Annotated in this window: 17 protein-coding genes; 7 read left to right on the top strand and 10 right to left on the bottom strand. The window is 42.1% G+C overall.

All coding sequences use genetic code 11. From position 1 onward, the window contains the following. Window positions 1-13: 13 nt before the first annotated feature. The 6 genes from IGJ26_RS05780 to sfsA all read right to left on the bottom strand — a co-directional run bounded on the left by IGJ26_RS05780 (window position 14) and on the right by sfsA (window position 6,637). A complete protein-coding gene (locus tag IGJ26_RS05780) occupies window positions 14-331 on the bottom strand; it encodes a PTS lactose/cellobiose transporter subunit IIA (protein ID WP_005236949.1) in 318 nt (105 codons plus the stop codon). A gap of 38 nt (window positions 332-369) precedes the next feature. Further along, a complete protein-coding gene (locus IGJ26_RS05775) occupies window positions 370-687 on the bottom strand; it encodes a PTS sugar transporter subunit IIB (protein ID WP_005229471.1) in 318 nt (105 codons plus the stop codon). Window positions 688-821: 134 nt separating this feature from the next. Next, on the bottom strand, window positions 822-3,536 hold the full coding sequence (locus tag IGJ26_RS05770) for a sigma 54-interacting transcriptional regulator (protein WP_016613177.1): 2,715 nt from the start codon (window positions 3,534-3,536) through the stop codon (window positions 822-824). A 66-nt stretch (window positions 3,537-3,602) separates the two neighbouring features. Continuing rightward, a complete protein-coding gene (locus tag IGJ26_RS05765; protein WP_086299621.1) occupies window positions 3,603-4,877 on the bottom strand; it encodes a DEAD/DEAH box helicase in 1,275 nt (424 codons plus the stop codon). A 14-nt stretch (window positions 4,878-4,891) separates the two neighbouring features. Then, window positions 4,892-5,893: a Gfo/Idh/MocA family protein gene (locus IGJ26_RS05760; RefSeq protein ID WP_430599942.1), complete on the bottom strand. Its 1,002-nt coding sequence runs from the start codon at window positions 5,891-5,893 to the stop codon at window positions 4,892-4,894. Window positions 5,894-5,911: 18 nt separating this feature from the next. Then, window positions 5,912-6,637 carry a DNA/RNA nuclease SfsA gene (gene sfsA / locus IGJ26_RS05755; RefSeq protein ID WP_016613175.1) on the bottom strand — a complete coding sequence of 242 codons (726 nt, stop codon included), beginning with the start codon at window positions 6,635-6,637 and terminating at the stop codon, window positions 5,912-5,914. A gap of 182 nt (window positions 6,638-6,819) precedes the next feature. Here sfsA and IGJ26_RS05750 point away from each other — a divergent pair, with 182 nt between their 5' ends. From IGJ26_RS05750 to IGJ26_RS05740, 3 genes are all read left to right on the top strand, one after another. Continuing rightward, the gene (locus IGJ26_RS05750) at window positions 6,820-7,164 is read left to right on the top strand and encodes a DUF4828 domain-containing protein (RefSeq protein ID WP_008381130.1); all 345 of its coding nucleotides are present in this window, start codon (window positions 6,820-6,822) and stop codon (window positions 7,162-7,164) included. 214 nt (window positions 7,165-7,378) lie between these two features. Then, window positions 7,379-7,543: a hypothetical protein gene (locus IGJ26_RS05745; RefSeq protein WP_008381128.1), complete on the top strand. Its 165-nt coding sequence runs from the start codon at window positions 7,379-7,381 to the stop codon at window positions 7,541-7,543. 241 nt (window positions 7,544-7,784) lie between these two features. Then, window positions 7,785-9,119: a serine hydrolase gene (locus IGJ26_RS05740; protein ID WP_430599941.1), complete on the top strand. Its 1,335-nt coding sequence runs from the start codon at window positions 7,785-7,787 to the stop codon at window positions 9,117-9,119. Window positions 9,120-9,176: 57 nt separating this feature from the next. On the opposite strand, the gene IGJ26_RS05735 is transcribed toward IGJ26_RS05740, so the two are convergent. Beyond that, window positions 9,177-9,689 (bottom strand): GyrI-like domain-containing protein, encoded by a 513-nt coding sequence (locus tag IGJ26_RS05735; protein WP_008381124.1) that lies wholly within the window; start codon window positions 9,687-9,689, stop codon window positions 9,177-9,179. 124 nt (window positions 9,690-9,813) lie between these two features. On the opposite strand from IGJ26_RS05735, the gene IGJ26_RS05730 reads away from it, so the two are divergent. Continuing rightward, window positions 9,814-11,013 (top strand): YdcF family protein, encoded by a 1,200-nt coding sequence (locus IGJ26_RS05730; RefSeq protein WP_008381122.1) that lies wholly within the window; start codon window positions 9,814-9,816, stop codon window positions 11,011-11,013. A 48-nt stretch (window positions 11,014-11,061) separates the two neighbouring features. Here IGJ26_RS05730 and IGJ26_RS05725 read toward each other — a convergent pair whose 3' ends face one another. Both IGJ26_RS05725 and IGJ26_RS05720 read right to left on the bottom strand, forming a co-directional pair. Then, window positions 11,062-11,571: an HD domain-containing protein gene (locus tag IGJ26_RS05725; RefSeq protein ID WP_005236965.1), complete on the bottom strand. Its 510-nt coding sequence runs from the start codon at window positions 11,569-11,571 to the stop codon at window positions 11,062-11,064. A 124-nt stretch (window positions 11,572-11,695) separates the two neighbouring features. Then, window positions 11,696-12,457, bottom strand: a complete 762-nt coding sequence (locus IGJ26_RS05720; protein WP_194199422.1) for a TrmH family RNA methyltransferase — start codon at window positions 12,455-12,457, stop codon at window positions 11,696-11,698. A gap of 95 nt (window positions 12,458-12,552) precedes the next feature. On the opposite strand from IGJ26_RS05720, the gene IGJ26_RS05715 reads away from it, so the two are divergent. The 3 genes from IGJ26_RS05715 (at window position 12,553) to IGJ26_RS05705 (ending at window position 14,933) form a co-directional block, all read left to right on the top strand. Continuing rightward, complete coding sequence (locus IGJ26_RS05715; RefSeq protein WP_005236969.1) at window positions 12,553-12,831, top strand: acylphosphatase; 279 nt, start codon at window positions 12,553-12,555, stop codon at window positions 12,829-12,831. Window positions 12,832-12,955: 124 nt separating this feature from the next. Beyond that, the gene (gene yidC / locus IGJ26_RS05710; RefSeq protein WP_005236971.1) at window positions 12,956-13,882 is read left to right on the top strand and encodes a membrane protein insertase YidC; all 927 of its coding nucleotides are present in this window, start codon (window positions 12,956-12,958) and stop codon (window positions 13,880-13,882) included. 109 nt (window positions 13,883-13,991) lie between these two features. Continuing rightward, window positions 13,992-14,933, top strand: coding sequence for an AEC family transporter (locus IGJ26_RS05705; RefSeq protein ID WP_061053921.1), 942 nt, complete (start codon window positions 13,992-13,994; stop codon window positions 14,931-14,933). Window positions 14,934-15,219: 286 nt separating this feature from the next. Here IGJ26_RS05705 and IGJ26_RS05700 read toward each other — a convergent pair whose 3' ends face one another. Continuing rightward, a complete protein-coding gene (locus IGJ26_RS05700; protein ID WP_005236975.1) occupies window positions 15,220-19,569 on the bottom strand; it encodes a PolC-type DNA polymerase III in 4,350 nt (1,449 codons plus the stop codon). Window positions 19,570-19,651 lie beyond the last annotated feature (82 nt).

Raw genomic sequence — 19,651 nt, 5'->3', positions numbered from 1 at the left:
ATCCGTTCAAAGATTATTCGTTATTTAGACGTCGATAGACATCAATGATTTCTTTCGCTAAATCGGTAAATGCGATTGATGTCATTAGGTGATCTTGTGAATGCACGGTCAACAATGTCACGGTCATATGATTGCCTTGCGCTTCTTGTGTCAACAATCCTGTTTGCGAATGATGCGCTTCCACAAGAGATGCTTCAGCATCTTTGATTTTTTGGTCAGCTAATTCGAAGTTCCCTTCTTTTGCTGCCGCGATTGCTTCCATTGCGTCACTTTTTGCATTACCACCATACATGATCAATCCCATAATGGCTTCCAAATTTTGCTCATCCATCTTTAAAAATCCTCCTTACACTTCGATCCTAAAAAATCTTAGTTCATTAATGTTTCTGCTTGTTGCAATACTTTTTCGCCGTTCATCATGCCATAGTCTGCCATGTTGATCACGTCCAAAGGAATGCCTTTTGGTGCTAATTTTTGTTCAAATTGTGATTTCATGAAACGTACTTGTGGTCCTAACAATAGAACATCGACTGGTTTTGACTCCAAATGTTGGTCGGCTTCTGAAGCTGAAACAGCAAAGATATCTGCTTCCATTCCTTTAGCTTCGGCTGCTTTTTGCATTTTTGTCACCAATAGACTGGTACTCATTCCTGCTGAACAAACCAGCATAATCGTTTTTTTCGCCATCGCGCATCTGCTCCTTTCTGTTGTAAGTTACACTTTACTATAAAGCAAAAAGTGTGCCAAAAAAAAATAAGTTCAGACCTTTATTTATCAATGGTCTGAACCAATTTCTCGTTTACACACTCGCAGTTTTTTTATTACACACTAAAATTGTGTGCGGATTCATCATAATTTTTGATTTTGTTTTCTAAAAACATTTGGGTTAAATAGGCGATCTCATCTTCAGAAAATTTGATTTGATAATTTTTTTCAATTTGTAATAAATGGGTTCGTAAAACATCCATTTCAATTCGGTACCGTTTTTGGAAAGTAGCTAAGTTGACGAAAGTACGGGAAGGCTCCTTCTTCAATAAACTTTCTACCAAAAAGGCTAAATGAATGACTAATCCTGCATCGACGGTTGGTTCTACAATCACATGCAATTGATTTTGAATCTGATGAACGATTCGTTGCAGACTTTCGATCAGATGATAGACGGACCCAACATGAGTTATCGTATTTTCCAATGAACGCACGATCTTTTCGATCGGCACTTCATCTGAAGCGATTCGTTTTAGCACATTCAAGCGATTGTCATCAAAAACATCATAGGCGGAGAAAAACGGAATGTTTTGATAATCGATCTCGACGGTGCCGGCAATAGCTTTGATCTCATATTCTTCTAGCAAGCCGTCAATATGTTTTTTGAAGGTTTCTTTTTCAATAAATTGCATTTGGATGATCTCGACTTTTGATTGATCGACGACGGGATAAATTCGTTGATAAAGTTTGGCAGCGACACCTTCCCCAGTAAAGCAAGTAACGATGACTGCCTTTTTATTTCCTTTTGCTTCACGAACCGTACGGAACTGTTCTTGTACGATGGTTTCAAAAGAACGCTGAATGTTTTGGTAGATATCTTCTAAACTGCGCCCACTCTCTGCCATCCGCAAAGCTTCTAAAACAATCATCGTGCTGACCATCGAAATAGCTTTCGTACGAATCCCCGTCTCTTCGGAAATCAAATTCGCAAAGGAATTGAGGGAGCCCATATCGGTTAAAAGCAATAAGCCATTGCTCATCTTCTCTTTGTTTTCATTGATATAATTCAACAGCTGGTCATACATTTGCCCGACTTCCATATCCAAAGACATATTCATTGCCTTGCCATGGTCGGTCTCCAGCAGCTCTTGGGCTGTCTCCAGCATACTGCTGGCAGTTGCCTTGCCATGCATCAAGACAATGATCTCGATTTTTTCAAGGGGCAATGGCGAAGGCTGTTTGACTTGAATCGCTAAAAACATACTGATAAAGCCGATTTCATCAAATGGGATCTCGACATGACGTTCCTCTTCAATGATCGTCGATAAATCCATTGCCACTTGAAATTCGGATTTTAAGTTTTTTCTAATCGTGTTCAAATCCGGATGAACGATCATATGTCCCTCTTTAACACGTTCCAGCGTACTTTGCAAATGCAACGCAAAGGCAAAACGGGCTTTTTCACTATAAGTTCGATCTAACCTCTGACCTGCCAAGTCATAAAGAACATTGGTCAGTTTCCAAATGTCTTCTGGAATCAACTCTTTATGAACAGGGTTTTGGATCAATTCTTCGACATATTTTTCAAAGTAGGCATCCACATCCTTAGAGATCAAGTTTTCTAAATCAACATTGGCTACACCGGTTTCAATCAGTGTGCTGACTTTTTCTTCGATCTCATTGTACACCTGCATATTCCGTTGCGGATCACGAGACCAGACAACATCTGGGTCGCCGGGTTCGAAACTCAGAAAGTCGCCTTTGCCATCTAAAAACCGATCCAAGCGTTCTGACATTTCTTTGATCTTCAACAGCCCTTTTTGAACTTGCAGTGAGCAATCGCCTTTTCGAATCAGGAGGTGTTTTTTCCCATAGGTCCGATAATGTAAGAATGCCTTCGCACAGACGAGTTTCAGGTCTCGCTTGATTTGACCGATGTTGCCTTCTGCATCATAGAGCATAAAGGCCAATATCGCATCTCGCTCGACATCGATCCGCTGATTTAGACGGGTCGCCTCTTGCTTGATAAACAAGGAAATGATTTCATACCGTTCATCTAGCGAACGACTTTCCACATTTGGCAAAGTAATAGCCATGGGAATTCGCCGATTGAAGGTCGTCAAAAAGGTTTCTGATGATTCAGTGGTGGCACCAATGATCTGCACGGCGGCTTCATGAACTTGGTTGCTTTCCCCTAATGGGCGGTAGATCCCTTTGTCAATGAAGGTAAAGAGCATTTCTTGGCCTTCTGGCGGCAGTCGATGGATCTCATCCAAGAACAATATGCCGCCATCGGCTTTTGCCATAAGTCCTGGACTATCTTCTGCAGCACCTGTGTAGGCCCCTTTTTTGATGCCAAAGATGTGACCAAACAACAACTGCGGATTTTGTGCATAATCCGCACAATTAAACGATACGAAAGGAGCATCTTTTTCTAACATATTTGATTCAACCGCAAAGTGATACATACATTCGGCAAATAAGGATTTACCGGTACCTGTCTCTCCAAAAATAATGGTATGGAGTCCTCTAGGCGGATATAAAATTGCTGCTTTGGCTTGCTGGATACTTACTTTTAAAGAAGCTTGAACCCCAACAAGACTTTCAAAACTCACTTCAGAGGAAACATCCACATGCACCGTTTCTTCTAATGGCTCATAAACGACCGGACGGCCGGAACGTTTGCCGATTTTCTTTTCTTTATAAAGCTCACTGAGATAACGGCTTGCATTGCTGCGATCGATTTGTAAGATTTTAGCGACGTCAACTGCGGTCAACCCTTGCTTATGCAGTTCGATCGTTTGAAAAATCTCTTCTTTTCGCGAATTCATTCGATAGCCTCCTCATTTTTTTACACACTAATAATAAACAACGTTAATGGTAACACAAAAAGACGCTCAATGGCGTCTTTTTCCTTTGTCTTTTTGCTTTTTCGTCTTTTTCTTGGTCTTTTTAACAGGAGTGTGTAATTTTTCAGATGTTTTCTTGGAAATTTTCTGCACACTTACTATTTTCGTTTCTTTCTTGCTTTCCTTTTCGATAACAGGTGCTTCTGTGTGTAATTGTCCCCCATGCAGATAGACTTCCTTGAGTTCTATGGACAATTGATTCGCGATTTTTTTCAAATCCTTCAACGAATGGTCTTGAACGATCGTGACGACGGTTCCTTCTTTGCCCATTCGTCCAACACGTCCTGCCCGGTGCAGATAGGATTCTTTTTCTAACGGGACTTCCGTATTGATGACATAAGGCAAATCCACCACATCTAAGCCGCGAGAGGCGACATCGGTCGTCAATAATTCTACTAGTTTTCCTTGACGGAAGCTCTCCAGTGCGCCTTTTCGGGCAAGTTTGTTTTGGTCAGATGCTAATGATGCCACCGGCAAGCCGTGAAACAGCAGTTTTTCTTCTGCATTTCCCATTGCGCTTAATTCATTGAAGAAAACCAAGGCTTGAAAGCTTGGTAAATGAGCAAAGCGCCTTAAAGCATCCACGATTCGTCGTTGCGGATAATTCAAATAGTAGTGATGGATCACGCCTTTGCTCTGATCTTCTTGGGTAACATCAATGATCAGCGGCTCTTTTGTCACCAATGGTCGAATCTCATCAATCACTTCGTTAGCGGTTGCTGAAAAGAAACTACGCTGGATTTGTTTTGGCAATGTTTGATTGATCTTGGCAGCCAGTGTGAAGGCCCCTTCTTTCAATAATTGGTCAACCTCATCTAATACCAACGATTGCAACTGCTGGGTCTTGATTTTTTTTGCTTTGATCAATTCTAACACTCGGCCTGGGGTGCCAATCAAGACCTCGGGCTTGTCTTTCAGTCTTTCCACTTGGCGTTTTGTACTTGCGCCACCAATTAGCGGCAGAACGGTCAAACCAATGGCTTGGGCCCATTCCCGGGCCACTTCTGTGACTTGCATCGCTAATTCTTGTGAAGAAGTCAAAATCAGCAACTGATTGCCTTGCTTTGCCTCGACTTTTGTTAACAGTGGCAAGAGGTACGCCAAAGTTTTACCAGAACCGGTCGGTGAGACTCCAATGACAGACTCACCATCTTTTAAAGGGCCAAAGGTTTTCTCTTGTATCAAGGACGGTGCGTGATACCCTGCCGCCTGCCATTTTTCCTGCCAGATGTCTGGCAATTGTGTCAATTCAAATACTGTCATAAATGTTCCATTCCTTATTTTTTATCTGCATCAAAAATGATGCCTGCTTGTTTACGCATAAGAGCGATGGTTTCATTGACACTGCGAGCAAGTTCCACCCATTCCTCATACCGTTGTCCTTGTTGGGGATCATTTTTGTTTTCGATGATGTCTGCAAAGTCTTGTGCTTCTTCGATCATCGGGTTTTCTAAAGCACTTACTGCTAATGCCTGGGTTTGTTTTGTTTTTCGCTCATAAAATGCGGCTTCTTCGATGGCATTGACGGCATTTAGGTCTAATGTACCGTCTTCAAAATAGATTTCTGAACGCAACTCTGAATCAGCGATTTTTCCTGTTTGGATTGTGACATCAAAGTCAGCATAGCGCAACACTGCAGTCCCGATACCATCTACACCAGTCGGTAATTTACGGGCAAAATAATGAACATCTTGCGGTTTGCCAAACCAAGCGACCGCCGCATAAATCGGATAGACGCCCAAATCTGCTAAGGCACCGCCAGAAAAATGTGGAGAAAAAATATTTGGTTCCTCCCCAGCTAGTACAGCGTCATAACGAGACGAATATTTCATATAAGAAAAGTTCGCCCCAAGAATGGCACCGCGTGTCGGTAAGAATTCGGCTACAGTAGAAAAACTTGCTTCATGGATGTTGCGAGCTGCTTCAAAGAATAATACCTGTTGCTGATTTGCCAATTCGATGATCTCCGCCATTTCCTCAGGCGTTGAAAAGGCTGGCTTCTCCACAATGACATTTTTTCCTGCTAAAATACCTTGCTTGGCTTGTTCAAAGTGCAAACTATTCGGAGACGCGATGTAGACCGTGTCCATATGAGCTAAGCCAAAAAAAGTGTCCAGATCGGTCGCATACTCGATATCCCCATATTTTTCTCCAAAACGTTGTGCCGTTGCTAACTTTCTTGAGTATACGGCAACCAATTGATAGCGTTTGGTTTCGTGGGATGCTTGTACAAATTGATCGGTGATCCAATTTGTGCCGATAATCCCTAAATGAATCATGTTTTTTCCTTCTTTCTTCTATAGATTAGGGTCGTCAAAGACGACATTCAAATCAAAAGGGATTGGTTCTTTGACCGTGATCATCCCTTGGTTTACTTGGCAATTATAGGCAAACACTTCGACACCCTTGCTTTGCGCTTCAGCGATTTTAGTGGCCAGATCCGGTTGCATCTGTCGATGGATCGTGGCGATTTGCACCGCTTCAAATTGGATCATAAACAAAACCGCCGCATAATAGCCAGCTTCTTTGGCATGGATCAATTCATTGACGTGTTTCAAGCCACGAATGGTTGGTGCATCTGGAAAAGCACCGACTTGCTTGTTTTCAAGGGTCATTCCCTTGATTTCTAAAAAGCCTTTTTCTTGTTCATCTGTTTCAAAATAAAGGTCGAATTTTGATGTCCCATAGACAACTTCCCTTCGCAAAAGCGCGATTCTCCCTTTGATATTTGGCAACTGGATCGTGCCATCCAAGAGGCCTTCATAGCCTAAACGATTCGGTACTTGACTATCGATGTTGATCCATTGGTCTTGTTTCTTGACTGAGATCAAGTCGTAATTGGTTTTGCGTTTCGGATTGTCCCAATATTGCAGGGTAACAAGCGCACCTTTGTGCAAGAGCTCTTTTCCTCGTCCGGTATTTTTTACATGGACGATTACTTCTTGACCGTCAACGAGACATCGGGCAATGAACCGGTTGTCTCGCACGAGAAACGTGGCTAAAAGGGTATTCGGATAATTCATTTTCTCACCTGCTCTTTTGAATCATAGCATATTTTGATAAAAACTTCTAAACTTCAAACTAAAGTACCATGCTTTTTTACCTTCTCATGGTATACTTATGGCAATTATTTTCTAGTGCGAAAAAGTGGACACCTGTCCACAAGGCACAACTTGATGAATCGTAAATGATAGGACGTGTATAAATGAAGAAAAGGTCTATTTTGATTGGTTTATCTCTTGCAACGGGCGTGGTCAGCTCCTTGCTGTTGCGAAAAGAAAAACAAAAAAATGAGAATCGCCAGAATTTCATTGGTAATTGGCGTTTTACTTCCAAGACAAAAGAAGATGTCACGATAGAAATAGCCAATGATTATTCGTTGACCATCGAAGGCAAGCCTTTGACTGCTTCCATCGTTGAATTGACTCCGATGCGGTTAGTTTTACTGGACACATTTGGCTATCATTTAGTTCTTGAACAAAAAGGCTCCGTCATTACTTTATATGATGAAGCAGAAGATTGCCACTATTCTTTGACAAAAATCATCTAAAATCGCTGAGAAAGACAAGTTCATGTTTTCTTCACATTTTCTTCGGTCAATTCTCAGACTTTTTATCAGCATTTCTTGGCAATCCATGCTATCATTAACTTAACAAGTGGTTGAACAAGGTGTTCCGTTGAGTGATGTTTGATCGTTCATAGATTAAGGTGTAGGTTCGATTCCTACCTTCCACATTTATTTTAAATAGAAAGAAGGGATTTTTATGTTAACGACCTTTATTTCACTCTTTTCCATCTTTGCTTTAGCTGCATTGTTAGCTGGGACATTCTTTTTAGCAAAATTGGCTATGCAACAAGAAACGAAGGCGGTGAAAGTTCCCGTCAGAGTCCAAAACCAAAACCCGAGAATCCATTCCAATCGTCGCTAAGTGAATCAGTTTGACCCTATGTCAATTCACAAAAACTTGCCTTCTATTTTATAGGAAGGTAAGTTTTTTTGTTAGCTATTATTTACAGTAACCAACCTTAGTCACGTAACGTCTCAGTTTGTCTACTGAGGGATCGGTCTTACGCAATTAAATGCTAAGTTTTCTCTTAGAGTATTGCAACGGTGGATACTCTTTGTTAAAATTTTTGCTTAGATACAACTTTAAAGGAGCTACTACATATATGCAGAAAATAACCAAGTTCGGGTATTCCATCGTTGCTGCTTTGGCAATCCTCTTTGCTGCTGCCGGCTTACCCGTCGTTTCGTATGCTGATGATACAGCTATGAGCGCCGAAGAGATCCAAGATTTTTCAGTCGATGCAAAAGCCGCTTACTCCATTGATTTTGACACAGGCAAAGTGTTGTATGATCAAGATGGTGAGACCGCCATGGGCATCGCCTCCATCACCAAGATCATCAGTCTCTACCTTGTAGCTGAGCAAGTAGAGCAAGGAACCATCGCTTGGGATGATCCTGTCCCTATTTCAGATTATGCCGCGAATCTCAGCGTGTCGCCAAACTTATCGAATGTCCCTTTGCATCAAGACGTTACCTATACAGTAAAAGATTTGTATGATGCCAGTTATATCCAATCTGCAAATGCTGCAATCGTAGCGCTCGCGGAGCTGATTGCTGGGTCTGAAAGTGCCTTTGTTGATCAAATGCAAGAAAAAGTGCAATCATGGGGCATTACCGATGCAAAGATCGTTAATGCTTCTGGCTTGAACAATACTTATTTAGGGGACAATATCTATCCCGGGTCAACTTCCACTGACGAAAACGAACTATCCGCAAAAGATGTCGCCCTGATTGCTCGCCATTTGCTGCAAGACTTTCCAGACGTTTTAGAAGTAACAAGTCTTTCCACCAAACAATTTGGCGAAGGTTCCTATTCGCCTGTCGAGATGGTCAATTGGAACTGGATGCTTCCAGGTTTTACGAATACTAAAGATGGTGTTGACGGTCTTAAGACTGGTACGACAGATATGGCAGGCGCCTGCTTTGTCGGAACCGCCGTCAAGGATGGTCAACGAATTATCACCGTCGTGCTAAACGTTAATGGTCATGCGGAAAATCCAAGCGTACGTTTTATCGAAACAGGTCGGTTGATGGACTACTCCTTCGATGCTTGGGAACAAGTAGAAATTATACCAGAAAATGCACAGTTAGAAGATACACAGACGGTGGCAGTCAAAGATGGGAAAGAATTGAGTGTTCCCGTTGCCTTAAATCAAGGTTTGACCTTATGGGTACGTGGAGATATGGATGCAACAGCCTTTGAAACAACCATTGACTTTAATGAGCATTATCGTGATTCTGCCCTGCAAGCGCCATTGACTGAGGGCACAGAAGTCGGTACTGTAAGTGCTTCGATTCCAGCTGATACGCTTGGTTATATTGATGCTTCTGATCATGACGAAACTGCAGGATTGGTCACAACACAAACGGTAGAAAAAGCCAACATCTTTGTTCGTGCTTGGCGCGGTGTGTCTACCTTTTTCGAGAATCTTTTTTAATCCAAACCAAAGAAAAAATCTGTCCTGAGCAAAGATTGCTTCTCGGACAGATTTTTTTTATTCTACCGTTTCCACCGTTGCTGCTGCCAAAGGCTCAACAGGGAAAAACAATTCAACTTCCCCTTCTTTAAAATGAGGAAGATATCTTTCTTGGATCGCTGCTGACAAGTGGACGTTATTTTCTGGTAAAACTTCCATCAACATTTTTTCAGTCATCATGGTCAAGTTTTTTTCATCCGTTTTTACAACGAGATAGGTCATTGCGGGCATTTCCCAACGGACCCAACCGACTGGAGGAAAATTTTCTGTATGGACTTGAACGCCTGCCAAATAACGGCCGGTTTCTTGCCAAGGCTCTAACCAATTAGTGCCATCACTCATTAAGCCCCAAAATTCCAGTTCTTCTGCCTTTTGATCGCTCACTAGAAATTCGATCTCTTCAAAATCCTTTGTTGCAAGTTCCCATAGCGCTGGTACCCAAGAAGCTCCTTCTTCCGCTAATCCCTTGCCTTCTTTTCCGATCACATAAAAAGCGGGCCGTTCAACACGAATCACTTCACCTAATTGCATGTTCCTTCCTCCTTCTTTTCTTCATTTTAGCGAATTGCAAGAAATTCAGCAACTTTGACCTTAGCAACAAGCAATTTTTGTCATTTTTCGGTATACTAGGTGTATCGTTAAAGGAGTGAAAAACATGGATTTTACGCAATTGCTGATTTTTGCCATCAGCTATTTGACGGGTGTGATCGTCGTTCAAAAGTGGCGCAAGAGTAAAGATGAGCCAGATATTTTCTTTTTTGAGTGCTGTTGGACGATTTTAGCCCTGCTGATTTATTTAGCCGTCTCAGAATTACGGACAGGCAGTTTCTTTATTCTAATACCAGTCGCCTTCGCCGGCCTTTTTTTATTTTCTTATCGGCGCAACAAGCACCGACTCGTAAATGGCTTGCTCTTTAATTTGTTTGTCTTAGCATTTGGTGGCTACCTAGTCATTAATCTATACCGAACACAAGATATTCTTGTAGGTGGTCTATTGGCTGTTTTGCTAGCGATCTTCTTTGCTGTATTATTATTCGGCTTAGCCATTCTCGTGGTCTTTCTTTACTGGAATTCCATTATTGTTTTACGAAGAGAGTCGCGATCAATCGCCAATCTATTGACCCTGATCTTAGCAGTGGTTTTGACCGTTTTATTATTTTCAGATACCCTTTTGCACTTTTTCCCAGATTGGATCCGAACCTTATTCGGCGTTGTTCCCCTAAGTCTGATGTATCTATTTGTGGTCTTTTTGAACTTTTTATCGATTTCAGTCATTTATCAGTTCAATCATCCTCGTTACAATCAAGATTTTATCATCGTCTTAGGAGCAGGTCTTTTGAATGGCACCACGGTCTCCCCTTTATTGGCCAAGCGTATCAATAAAGCAATCTCGTTCTACGAAGCGCAATTTAAAGCGAAAAAAACCGCTCCTCGGTTACTGATGTCAGGCGGCCAAGGAAGCGATGAAAAGCTGCCAGAAGCTGTCGCGATGAAAGAATATGCAGTTGCGCAAGGAGTGCCCGAAGGAGAGATTTTAGTAGAAACAAATTCCACGACTACTTATGAAAACATGAAGTTTTCGAAAGAAATCATGGATTCCTTAAAGCCAAATGGCTACAAAGTTATTTTTTCCTCCAACAATTACCATATTTTTCGTGCCGGTCTCTATGCAGATCAAGCACAACTTAAAGCGGATGGTATCGGAGCACCCACCGCCTTTTACTATTTACCAAATGCCTTCTTACGAGAATTCGTAGCGATCCTTTTTATGCACAAAAGACGACACTTAATGGTATTGATCACCTTACTGATCCTTTATGTAGGCGCAGCGATCCTCCAACTTATTTTTGGCTAAGCAAACAAAAAAAGTTCTTTGAACCGGCTGGTTCGAAGAACTTTTTTCTTATTGAATCGTACGATGTTTCTTCCAGAAACGTTGTTGCCATTTTTCTTTCATACTTTCTGTAAGTGGTTCTGATGCTTCTTTGATCGCACAATATTTGTCAACCATTGTGACAATATAGCTTTCTTTATAACGTGGCGGCGCAATCGTTGCTCCCCACATATGTTTCAAGATGATATCTTTTTCTAGATCACTTAGTTCAGTGATTTTTTCAGCATTTTTTACTGCAATTCGTGGATGCATATACGCATGGGTACCTTCATCAAACTTTGTGGTACGCCAGTCATAGTAGAATAAATCATGAAGGAGTCCTGCACGAGCTGTTGCACGAGCATCGCCGCCCCATTTCTTGGCCAATTTGTAACTATAATAAGAGACGCTGATCGAATGTTCCAAACGTGTGGAGTTCATATGCTGCACAAAGTTGGCTAATTTTTTTACAGCTTCTGTTTCTAACAGGTCAGCCACGTAAGACATATATTCGCTATCTTCTTGCCATTTTTCTGTCATAAATTTTTGTCTGCCACCTTTTTTTGATCTGCTTGATTGTTACAAGACAAAGTATAGCACCTATTCATCGAAGATTCTAGGTGAGGTGCAATAGATTCAAATAGTTTAACAGTTCCTTAAAAATCTAACTGACAGAAAAATACATCAAAATTCCGGCTGCAATGGCGACGTTCAATGATTCCGCCTGACCATAGATGGGAATATACACATTTTTGTCAGTCAAAGCCAACAGTTCTGGGTGAACCCCTTGTCCCTCGTTACCTAAAATGAAGGCAGCTGTTTGTTCTTTAGGAATCTCGGTATAAGGAACGGCTTCTTTATTTAATTCGGTGCCATAAATCGTCACGCCAGCTGAGCGTAGCTGCTTTAGAAATGGCGGGATCGCTCCTTCTAAAATCGGTAAATGATAGTTGCTTCCTTGCATGCTGCGCAAGACTTTTGTGCTGTAAAGATCTGCTGTTCCTTCGCCGAGAAACACCCCGCTAAATCCAGCAGCATCCGCTGTTCGAATCATGGTACCAACGTTCCCGGGATCTTGCACATTATCTAAAATCAACCAATTACCCGTCAGTGTCTGTAAGTTTTGCTCTTGCTTTTCCACCACGGCAAAAATTCCTTGTGGTGTTGGTAAATCAGAAAGCATCGCTGCGATCTCCTCTGTGATCAAATAGCTTTCTTCCTGATAATCATCGAGCTGCCCGTTGGCTTCACTTAACCCTCGCGGTGTCACCAACAACGCTTTGATAGGTACTTTGGCCTGCAGCGCTTCTTGCACTAAATGCCAGCCATCGATCAAATACGTATTGGTCTGTGTACGGTGTTTTTTTTGTGTTAGTTTTTTGATTTCCTTGATAAAGGTATTTTTTTTCGATTGAATTTCTTTCATGTGGTCACCTCGATTTATTATAGCATGAGTCAATCGATCTAACTTGTTCTTTTACTGAAAAAACGCTATCATTATAAGCAGAGGAGGGATTGTCCATGAAGAAACTACGAATCCATGTTCAAGGGCGTGTCCAAGGTGTCGGCTTTCGTTATACCACGAAAATGCTTGCCGATCAATTAGGGGTCACAGGATCTGTAAAAAATGAGGCAGATGGTTCTGTTTCGATTGAAGCGATGGGAGATGAAAAAATCATCGATGCCTTTGTTGCCGGAGTGAAAGATTCTCCTTCTCCCGCTGGAAAAGTGAACCAAATCGACATCCAACCAGACGATACCATTAAAGAACGTACTAGCTTTGATGTAGTCTATTATTGATAATTGAATGTTTTCTAAGTCGAAAGATTGATTTTTCAATGAATTTCTCTTTGTACATTGAAATAGTCGGTCTTTTTTAGTATAGTTATTTTTGTCTAAATTTATTGTGAAGAGGAAGAATAGAATGTCTAAAATGAATAAATGGCTGCTTTCATCAGGATTATTTGGCCTGTTATTAGCATTATCAGGCTGTGTCAGTACCAATGCTGATGGTACGCCGAAAGAAACAGGAATGATTTATCGCTTTTTGGTGAAACCTTTAGGTGATATGATCACGATGCTCGTTGAAAACTTCAACTGGTCTTACGGCTGGGCGATCATCGCCGTAACGATCGTTGTCCGCGTCATTATCTTACCATTAGGGATCCATCAGTCTCGAAAAACGATGATTCAAAGTGAAAAAATGCAGTTTCTGAAACCTCAAGTGGATATTGCGCAAGCCAATTTGAAGAAAGCAACCACTCGGGAAGAACAAATGCAAGCGCAAGCGGAGATGCAAAAAATCTATTCTGAAAACAACGTCAGTATGTTTGGCGGTATCGGTTGTTTGCCTTTACTGATTCAGATGCCGATCTTCTCTGCCCTCTACTTCACCGCCCGTTACACACAAGGAATCCAAAACTCTGAGTTCTTTGGCGTATCATTAGGTGACCCCAGCATCCTCTTTGTGGCGATTGCTGGTATTTCCTACCTGGCACAAGGATACATCTCAACCATTGGGATTCCGGAAGAACAGAAAAAAACGATGAAAACCATGTTGATCGTTTCTCCATTGATGATCGTTTTCATGTCAATGAGTGCACCAGCTGGTGTGACGCTTTATTGGGTAGTCGGTGGGGTCTTCAGTTGTATCCAAACATTTATCACGAATGTCATCATGAAACCAAAAATTCGTGCCCAAGTCGAAGCAGAAATGAAAGCCAATCCGCCAAAAACGGTGGTTACGCCTCGCAAAGATGTAACTCCTGAAAAAACAGAAGCTGTCAAAAAAGCGTTGAACACGACAAAGCCTAATGGAAAAGGTCGTAACGCAGGCAAGCAGCAACGTTAGTAATTCTTGACCAAATTGCTCAATGAGTGGTTTGGTTTTTTGTTGTTTTCAAATGGGAATCAGTTGCTTCTTCTTCTGCCTTTCGCTATAGTAAATGAGAGGTGAGCACATGTTTCAAGCATATATCAATATTTTTGTCATTTTCAGTCTCATGTTTATCGGTTATTGGTTGTCTTACAAACAATGGTTTTCTAATCGAACCGCCGATACGTTTTCAAAATTGGTATTAAATGTCTCATTACCAGCCAATATGTTTTTAACGATTATTAAAAATTTTACGAAAGATGAATTTCTTTCATTGGTTTCGGGGATGATCATCCCATTACTTTCCATGATGATCACTTACTTCGCTGGTTATTTATGGCGACGTTTCGCGCAAATTGAAGCCAAACACCAAGGCGCATTTTCCGCCATGTTTACCTTTTCCAATACGATCTTCATCGGCTTACCGATCAATTTAGCTATTTTTGGTGAAAAAGCCGTTCCTTATGTGTTGTTGTACTATATTGTAAATACGACATTATTTTGGACCATCGGTATTTTTGAGTTAGCAAAAGACAATCCTGATTTTGGTGAAGCCCGGATTTCCTTTCATCCATTGGTCATGCTAAAAAAGATTTTTTCACCAGCCTTGATTGGTTTCATCATCGGTTTAATCTGGATGCTATTCACCTTACCGCTGCCCTCATTTGTTGATGGCCTTGGAAGCTATCTAGCAGATTTGACGACACCCTTATCAATGTTTATTATCGGAATCATCGTCTACTTTGGGGGACTCAAAAATTTGCGAATGACGAAAGACATTGTCGGTGTTTTGTTTGGTCGTTTCGTTCTTTCGCCCCTCGTTGTGTGGCTGTTAAGCAGAATCATCCCTGTTCCTGAATTGATGCTTTCTGTGTTTATTATTCAAGCCTCTATGCCCGTCCAAAACTCTGTCCCGATCCTTGTACGAAACTACCAAGGGGATGAAGAATTTGCAACTTCATGTCTAGGCTATTCCGTCTTACTGTACATGGTGTATTTGCCTGTTTTGCTTTTTTTCTTTTTTTAGCTATTTAACGAACTTTGTCGAAAAATACTCGTTACCAAAGGCATTCGCTTCTTTCGGTAACGAGTATTTTTCTCCTCTTTGTATGGTAAAGGTTCGATTGATTCGCTACCAAGGCTGGGCCCCTATGATTTCCCACAATAGACCACGATCTTTCTGATTTTCGTCAGATTGTGGCTGCTTAGATCGATTTCACAAACAAGACAAAAAAGCACATCATGCAGAAACTAGCTATACTAGCCATTATGATGATGTGCTTATTTTTTATCTTAAGTGAACAGCCGGTGGTTTACAACATATCAAACAACGACAACTGATTTTCATCAGGTAAATCTTTTAGAACACCGTTATCCGTCATGTATTCAATCAAAGTCTTAGAAACTTTCCCGCGATTGGCGAGATCTTCTTTCGATAAGAAAGGACCATTTTTCCGTGCTTCCACGATTTGTTTCGCTACGTTTAGTCCCAAACTCGGCACTGCTCGAAATGGTGCGATCAATTTTTTTCCGTCGATCACGAAGTTTTCCGCATCCGATTTATACAGATCGATCATCCCAAATTCATAACCGCGCTCTAACATTTCATTGGCTAACTCCAGAACGGTTAACAGATTCTTTTCTTTCGTTGACGCATCCAATCCTTTGTCAGTGATTTCTTGCATCCGTTCTTTTACGGCGTCTTTTCCTTTTGACATGGCAATCAAATCAAAATCATCCGCCCGGACAGAGAAATAAGCACAGTAATAGAGAATTGGGAAGTACACTTTAAAGTAAGCCACCCGCAACGCCATCAAAACATACGCCGCCGCATGGGCTTTCGGGAACATATACTTGATCTTCGAACAAGAATCGATATACCATTCAGGGACATTGTTCTCCCGCATCGCTTGCAAGTAAGTGTCCCGCAAGTCGTCAGGGATCTTGTTCCATTGCCCTTTACGAACCGTCTCCATGATTTTAAAGGCCATCCCGTCATCTAAGCCAGCATGGATCAAGTACACCATGATATCATCCCGACAGCCGATTACTTCTGCTAGACTGGCATCTCCGCGACGAATCAGTTCTTCGGCATTGCCCAACCATACATCGGTACCATGGGAAAGACCAGAGATCTGCAAAAGCTCTGCAAACGTCGATGGATGGGTTTGATCCAACATCCCCCGCACAAATCGGGTCCCAAATTCTGGGATGCCTAATGTACCTGTTTTGGAGTAGATCTGCTCTTCAGTCACACCTAGCACGTCCGTACCACCAAAAATACGCATCACTTCCGGATCATCCGTGGGGATCGTTTTAGGATCGATTCCTGATAAATCCTGCAGCATCCGAATCACCGTTGGGTCATCGTGTCCCAGGATATCCAGTTTTAAAATATTGTCATGAATGGAATGGAAATCAAAGTGGGTCGTTTTCCATTCTGAATTTTGATCATCTGCTGGGTATTGAATCGGCGTGAAATCATAGACATCCATATAGTCTGGAATAACGATGATTCCCCCCGGATGCTGACCAGTTGTCCGTTTGACGCCAGTTGCACCCTTAGCCAATCGATCGACTTCAGCTGCTCGATAATGGAGATTATGATCGCGCTCAAAGCCTTTTACGAAACCGAAGGCTGTTTTATCGGCTACTGTACCGATCGTTCCGGCACGATAGACATATTCTTCGCCGAAGAGCACTTTCGTATAGTTATGGGCCTCTGGCTGATATTCCCCAGAGAAGTTCAAATCGATATCGGGGACTTTATCGCCATGGAAACCAAGGAAGGTTTCAAAAGGAATATCATGGCCATCTTTGTTCAGACGTGTGCCGCATTTTGGACATTTTTTCTCTGGCATATCATAACCAGAACCATACGAGCCGTCTTCGTAAAACTCAGAATACTGGCAATCGGGACAATAATAATGAGGGGCTAATGGATTGACCTCAGTGATCCCAGTCATCGTTGCTACGAAACTAGAACCGACTGATCCCCGTGACCCTACTAAGTAGCCGTCTTGATTGCTTTTATGAACCAGTTTTTGTGAGATCAAATAGATCACGGAAAACCCATTCCCAATGATCGAATCAAGCTCTTTTTTCAAACGTTTTTCCACAATTTCTGGTAATGGATCACCGTATAGCTCTTTGGCACGGTTGTAACTCAAGTCGGTGATCTCTTGTTCAGATCCGGGAATCTTTGGTGTATACAGATCATCTTTTACCGGAATGACTTTTTCACAGAGATCAGCGATTTTATTTGGGTTCGTCACCACAATTTCTTTCGCTACTTCCGGACCTAAAAACTGAAAGGCGGTCAGCATCTCATCGGTTGTTCGGAAGTGTACATCCGGTAAACTATGTCGATTCAAGGGATTGGCGCCCCCCATCGAATTGATCAAGACCTTACGATAAATGGCATCTTCTTCGTTCAGGTAGTGGGCATTCCCAGTAGCAACAACGATTTTCCCTAACTCCTCACCCATTTGGATCAAATTCCGAATAATGTCTTCTAGGTCTTTTTCGCTTTTCACGAGCTCCGTTTCTAGGAGATGGGCATAAACTGCTTTGGGCATGACTTCGATATAGTCATAAAACTTAGCAAGTTCCCGCGCTGCATCAACCCCTTTTTGCATCATTGCGACAAAGACTTCCCCTTTATCACAAGCGGTTCCGACTAACAATCCTTCCCGCAATTTCACCAATTCTGAGCGCGGGATCCGCGGGACTTTATCATGGAAGTACTTCACATTCGACATCGAGATCAGCTTGAATAAATTCTTCAATCCCGCCTGTGTTCGGGCTAAGATCGTGGCATGAAAAGGCCGAGCTGCTTTATAGGAGTTCTCGCCCCCAACGTGTCGGTTCAAATCTTCGTGCAGCAGCATGTCATGTTTTTCCATCGCTTCTTTGACAAAGATCCACGCTAAATGACCGGTTGCCTCGGCATCGTAGATCGCTCGGTGATGTTGCTCCAAACTAACGCCGAATTTTTTGGAAAGGACACCTAAACCGAATCGCTTAAACTCTGGATACAAATAACGAGCGAGTTCCAATGTATCAATGACGGGATTTTCTGCTTCTGGAATACCGTATTTTCGATAACTTGTATTTAAGAAGCCCATATCAAATGACGCATTGTGGGCAACTAGAATGGCTCCTTCAGAAAACTCACGGAACAAACGTAAGACTTCTTCTTCCGATTTTGACCCCCGAACCATTTCATCGGTGATCCCCGTCAATTCTACGGTCGTTCGTGATAAAGGATGGCCAGGATCGATGAATTCATCAAAGGAGCCTTCCACGTTGCCTTTATGCATCCGCACAGCGGCCAATTCAATGATGGTGTCGTACACTGCAGACAATCCGGTGGTCTCCACGTCAAACACGATATAAGTGGCATCAGTCAGTGGGACAGGCTTCGGATTATAGGCAACCGCTACCCCGTCATCCACGATATTGGCTTCCACACCGTAAAGAATTTTTACCCCGGCTTTTTCTCCGGCGTGATGGGCATCAGGAAACCCTTGTGCGCCGCCATGATCGGTGATCGCAATCGCCTTATGGCCCCACTTGCCAGCTTGAGCGACAAAGTCTGCCACATTGTTGGTTGCATCCATCGTACTCATATTGGAATGCAGGTGAAGTTCGACCCGTTTTTCGCCTTCAGGTGCATAATCTTTGCGGGCCTCGTGTTTGACTTCCAGCAAATCTTGCGCATTCATAACGAGATCTCGCATAAAAGTATCTTCTTGAACACTACCACGCACTTTGACCCAACTACCTTTAGCAATGGCATCAAAGACTTGTTCATCTTTTTCATTATTGGAGAATTTTTTCACACTAAACGACGACGTATAGTCGGTGATTTTCAAAATCAAAATCTTCCGTTTTGAACGCAATTCTCGAACTTCTTTATCAAAGACATACCCTTGGATCGTAACTCTGCGTTCTTCCTCAATGATATTGATCATCGGTGTCACAGGTTCATCGGCAGGAATATTACGTCCCAAGGCAATTGGTCCGTCAAATTCGACTGTTTTGACTTCTTTTTTGCGTTGCTCGTGGGCCATTAAGTTCTCAGCGGCTTGCAATTGGAAGGCTGCCGTTTGTTCTTCTTTTCGTGCTTCAAGTTCTTTCAAGGCTGCCTCAGCCTGTTCTTTGTCTAGCTGCGGCAAGATCCGAAATTTTTGAAACCCGAAAGTCCCATAATTTTCCTCAATGATCGGTAAGTACTGTTGCTGCAAAATCGTGATGACCGCATCATTGTTGACGGGTAAAATCACTTTGTTCTCTTGAATCATAGGCATTTGATTTTTAATCACTTGATGAACTAACGGCCGATCACAATTTTGATTGGCTAACGCTAATGGCCAGTATTCTTGAATGAACTGCTCATCGAAGGAACCATCTTGAGCTTCAATGACAATGCGAACTTCCGCGATCTCTTTAAACGCTAGTTCAATGTGTTGTTTAAAGGATTGATACACCATCACCGGTAATAAACGTTCAAATTGGAAATAAAACGTCCACGCTTTTGATTGTCGATGCACGGTTACTTGTCTGATTTGGGCAGTCTGCATCAACGGATGCTGCCGAAGATTTGGGGCAGCTGCAATTTGGTCTAATAATATCTCAAAGGTCTCTCTTTCTTTTGACAATTGAAGATCCTCCTTTTCTCAGTACTCACTAGTATACCTCTTTTTGTCTTCACTTTCATTAAAAAATCGAGAAAGGATTTCC

Origin of the sequence: Enterococcus sp. AZ095a, from assembly GCF_050546735.1 — a bacterium.
Classification (GTDB): Bacteria; Bacillota; Bacilli; order Lactobacillales; family Enterococcaceae; genus Enterococcus_D; species Enterococcus_D entomosocium.
This window is presented reverse-complemented; position numbering and strand designations above follow the sequence as displayed.

Coding starts and splice junctions, on each gene's coding strand:
- IGJ26_RS05705 (WP_061053921.1), top strand. CDS start 13,992: ATGTTTCAAGCATATATCAATATTTTTGTCATTTTCAGTCTCATGTTT.
- IGJ26_RS05745 (WP_008381128.1), top strand. CDS start 7,379: ATGTTAACGACCTTTATTTCACTCTTTTCCATCTTTGCTTTAGCTGCA.
- IGJ26_RS05730 (WP_008381122.1), top strand. CDS start 9,814: ATGGATTTTACGCAATTGCTGATTTTTGCCATCAGCTATTTGACGGGT.
- IGJ26_RS05750 (WP_008381130.1), top strand. CDS start 6,820: ATGAAGAAAAGGTCTATTTTGATTGGTTTATCTCTTGCAACGGGCGTG.
- IGJ26_RS05715 (WP_005236969.1), top strand. CDS start 12,553: ATGAAGAAACTACGAATCCATGTTCAAGGGCGTGTCCAAGGTGTCGGC.
- IGJ26_RS05765 (WP_086299621.1), bottom strand. CDS start 4,877: ATGACAGTATTTGAATTGACACAATTGCCAGACATCTGGCAGGAAAAA.
- IGJ26_RS05775 (WP_005229471.1), bottom strand. CDS start 687: ATGGCGAAAAAAACGATTATGCTGGTTTGTTCAGCAGGAATGAGTACC.
- IGJ26_RS05740 (WP_430599941.1), top strand. CDS start 7,785: ATGCAGAAAATAACCAAGTTCGGGTATTCCATCGTTGCTGCTTTGGCA.
- IGJ26_RS05770 (WP_016613177.1), bottom strand. CDS start 3,536: ATGAATTCGCGAAAAGAAGAGATTTTTCAAACGATCGAACTGCATAAG.
- IGJ26_RS05760 (WP_430599942.1), bottom strand. CDS start 5,893: ATGATTCATTTAGGGATTATCGGCACAAATTGGATCACCGATCAATTT.
- yidC (WP_005236971.1), top strand. CDS start 12,956: ATGTCTAAAATGAATAAATGGCTGCTTTCATCAGGATTATTTGGCCTG.
- sfsA (WP_016613175.1), bottom strand. CDS start 6,637: ATGAATTATCCGAATACCCTTTTAGCCACGTTTCTCGTGCGAGACAAC.
- IGJ26_RS05720 (WP_194199422.1), bottom strand. CDS start 12,457: ATGAAAGAAATTCAATCGAAAAAAAATACCTTTATCAAGGAAATCAAA.
- IGJ26_RS05725 (WP_005236965.1), bottom strand. CDS start 11,571: ATGACAGAAAAATGGCAAGAAGATAGCGAATATATGTCTTACGTGGCT.
- IGJ26_RS05735 (WP_008381124.1), bottom strand. CDS start 9,689: ATGCAATTAGGTGAAGTGATTCGTGTTGAACGGCCCGCTTTTTATGTG.
- IGJ26_RS05780 (WP_005236949.1), bottom strand. CDS start 331: ATGGATGAGCAAAATTTGGAAGCCATTATGGGATTGATCATGTATGGT.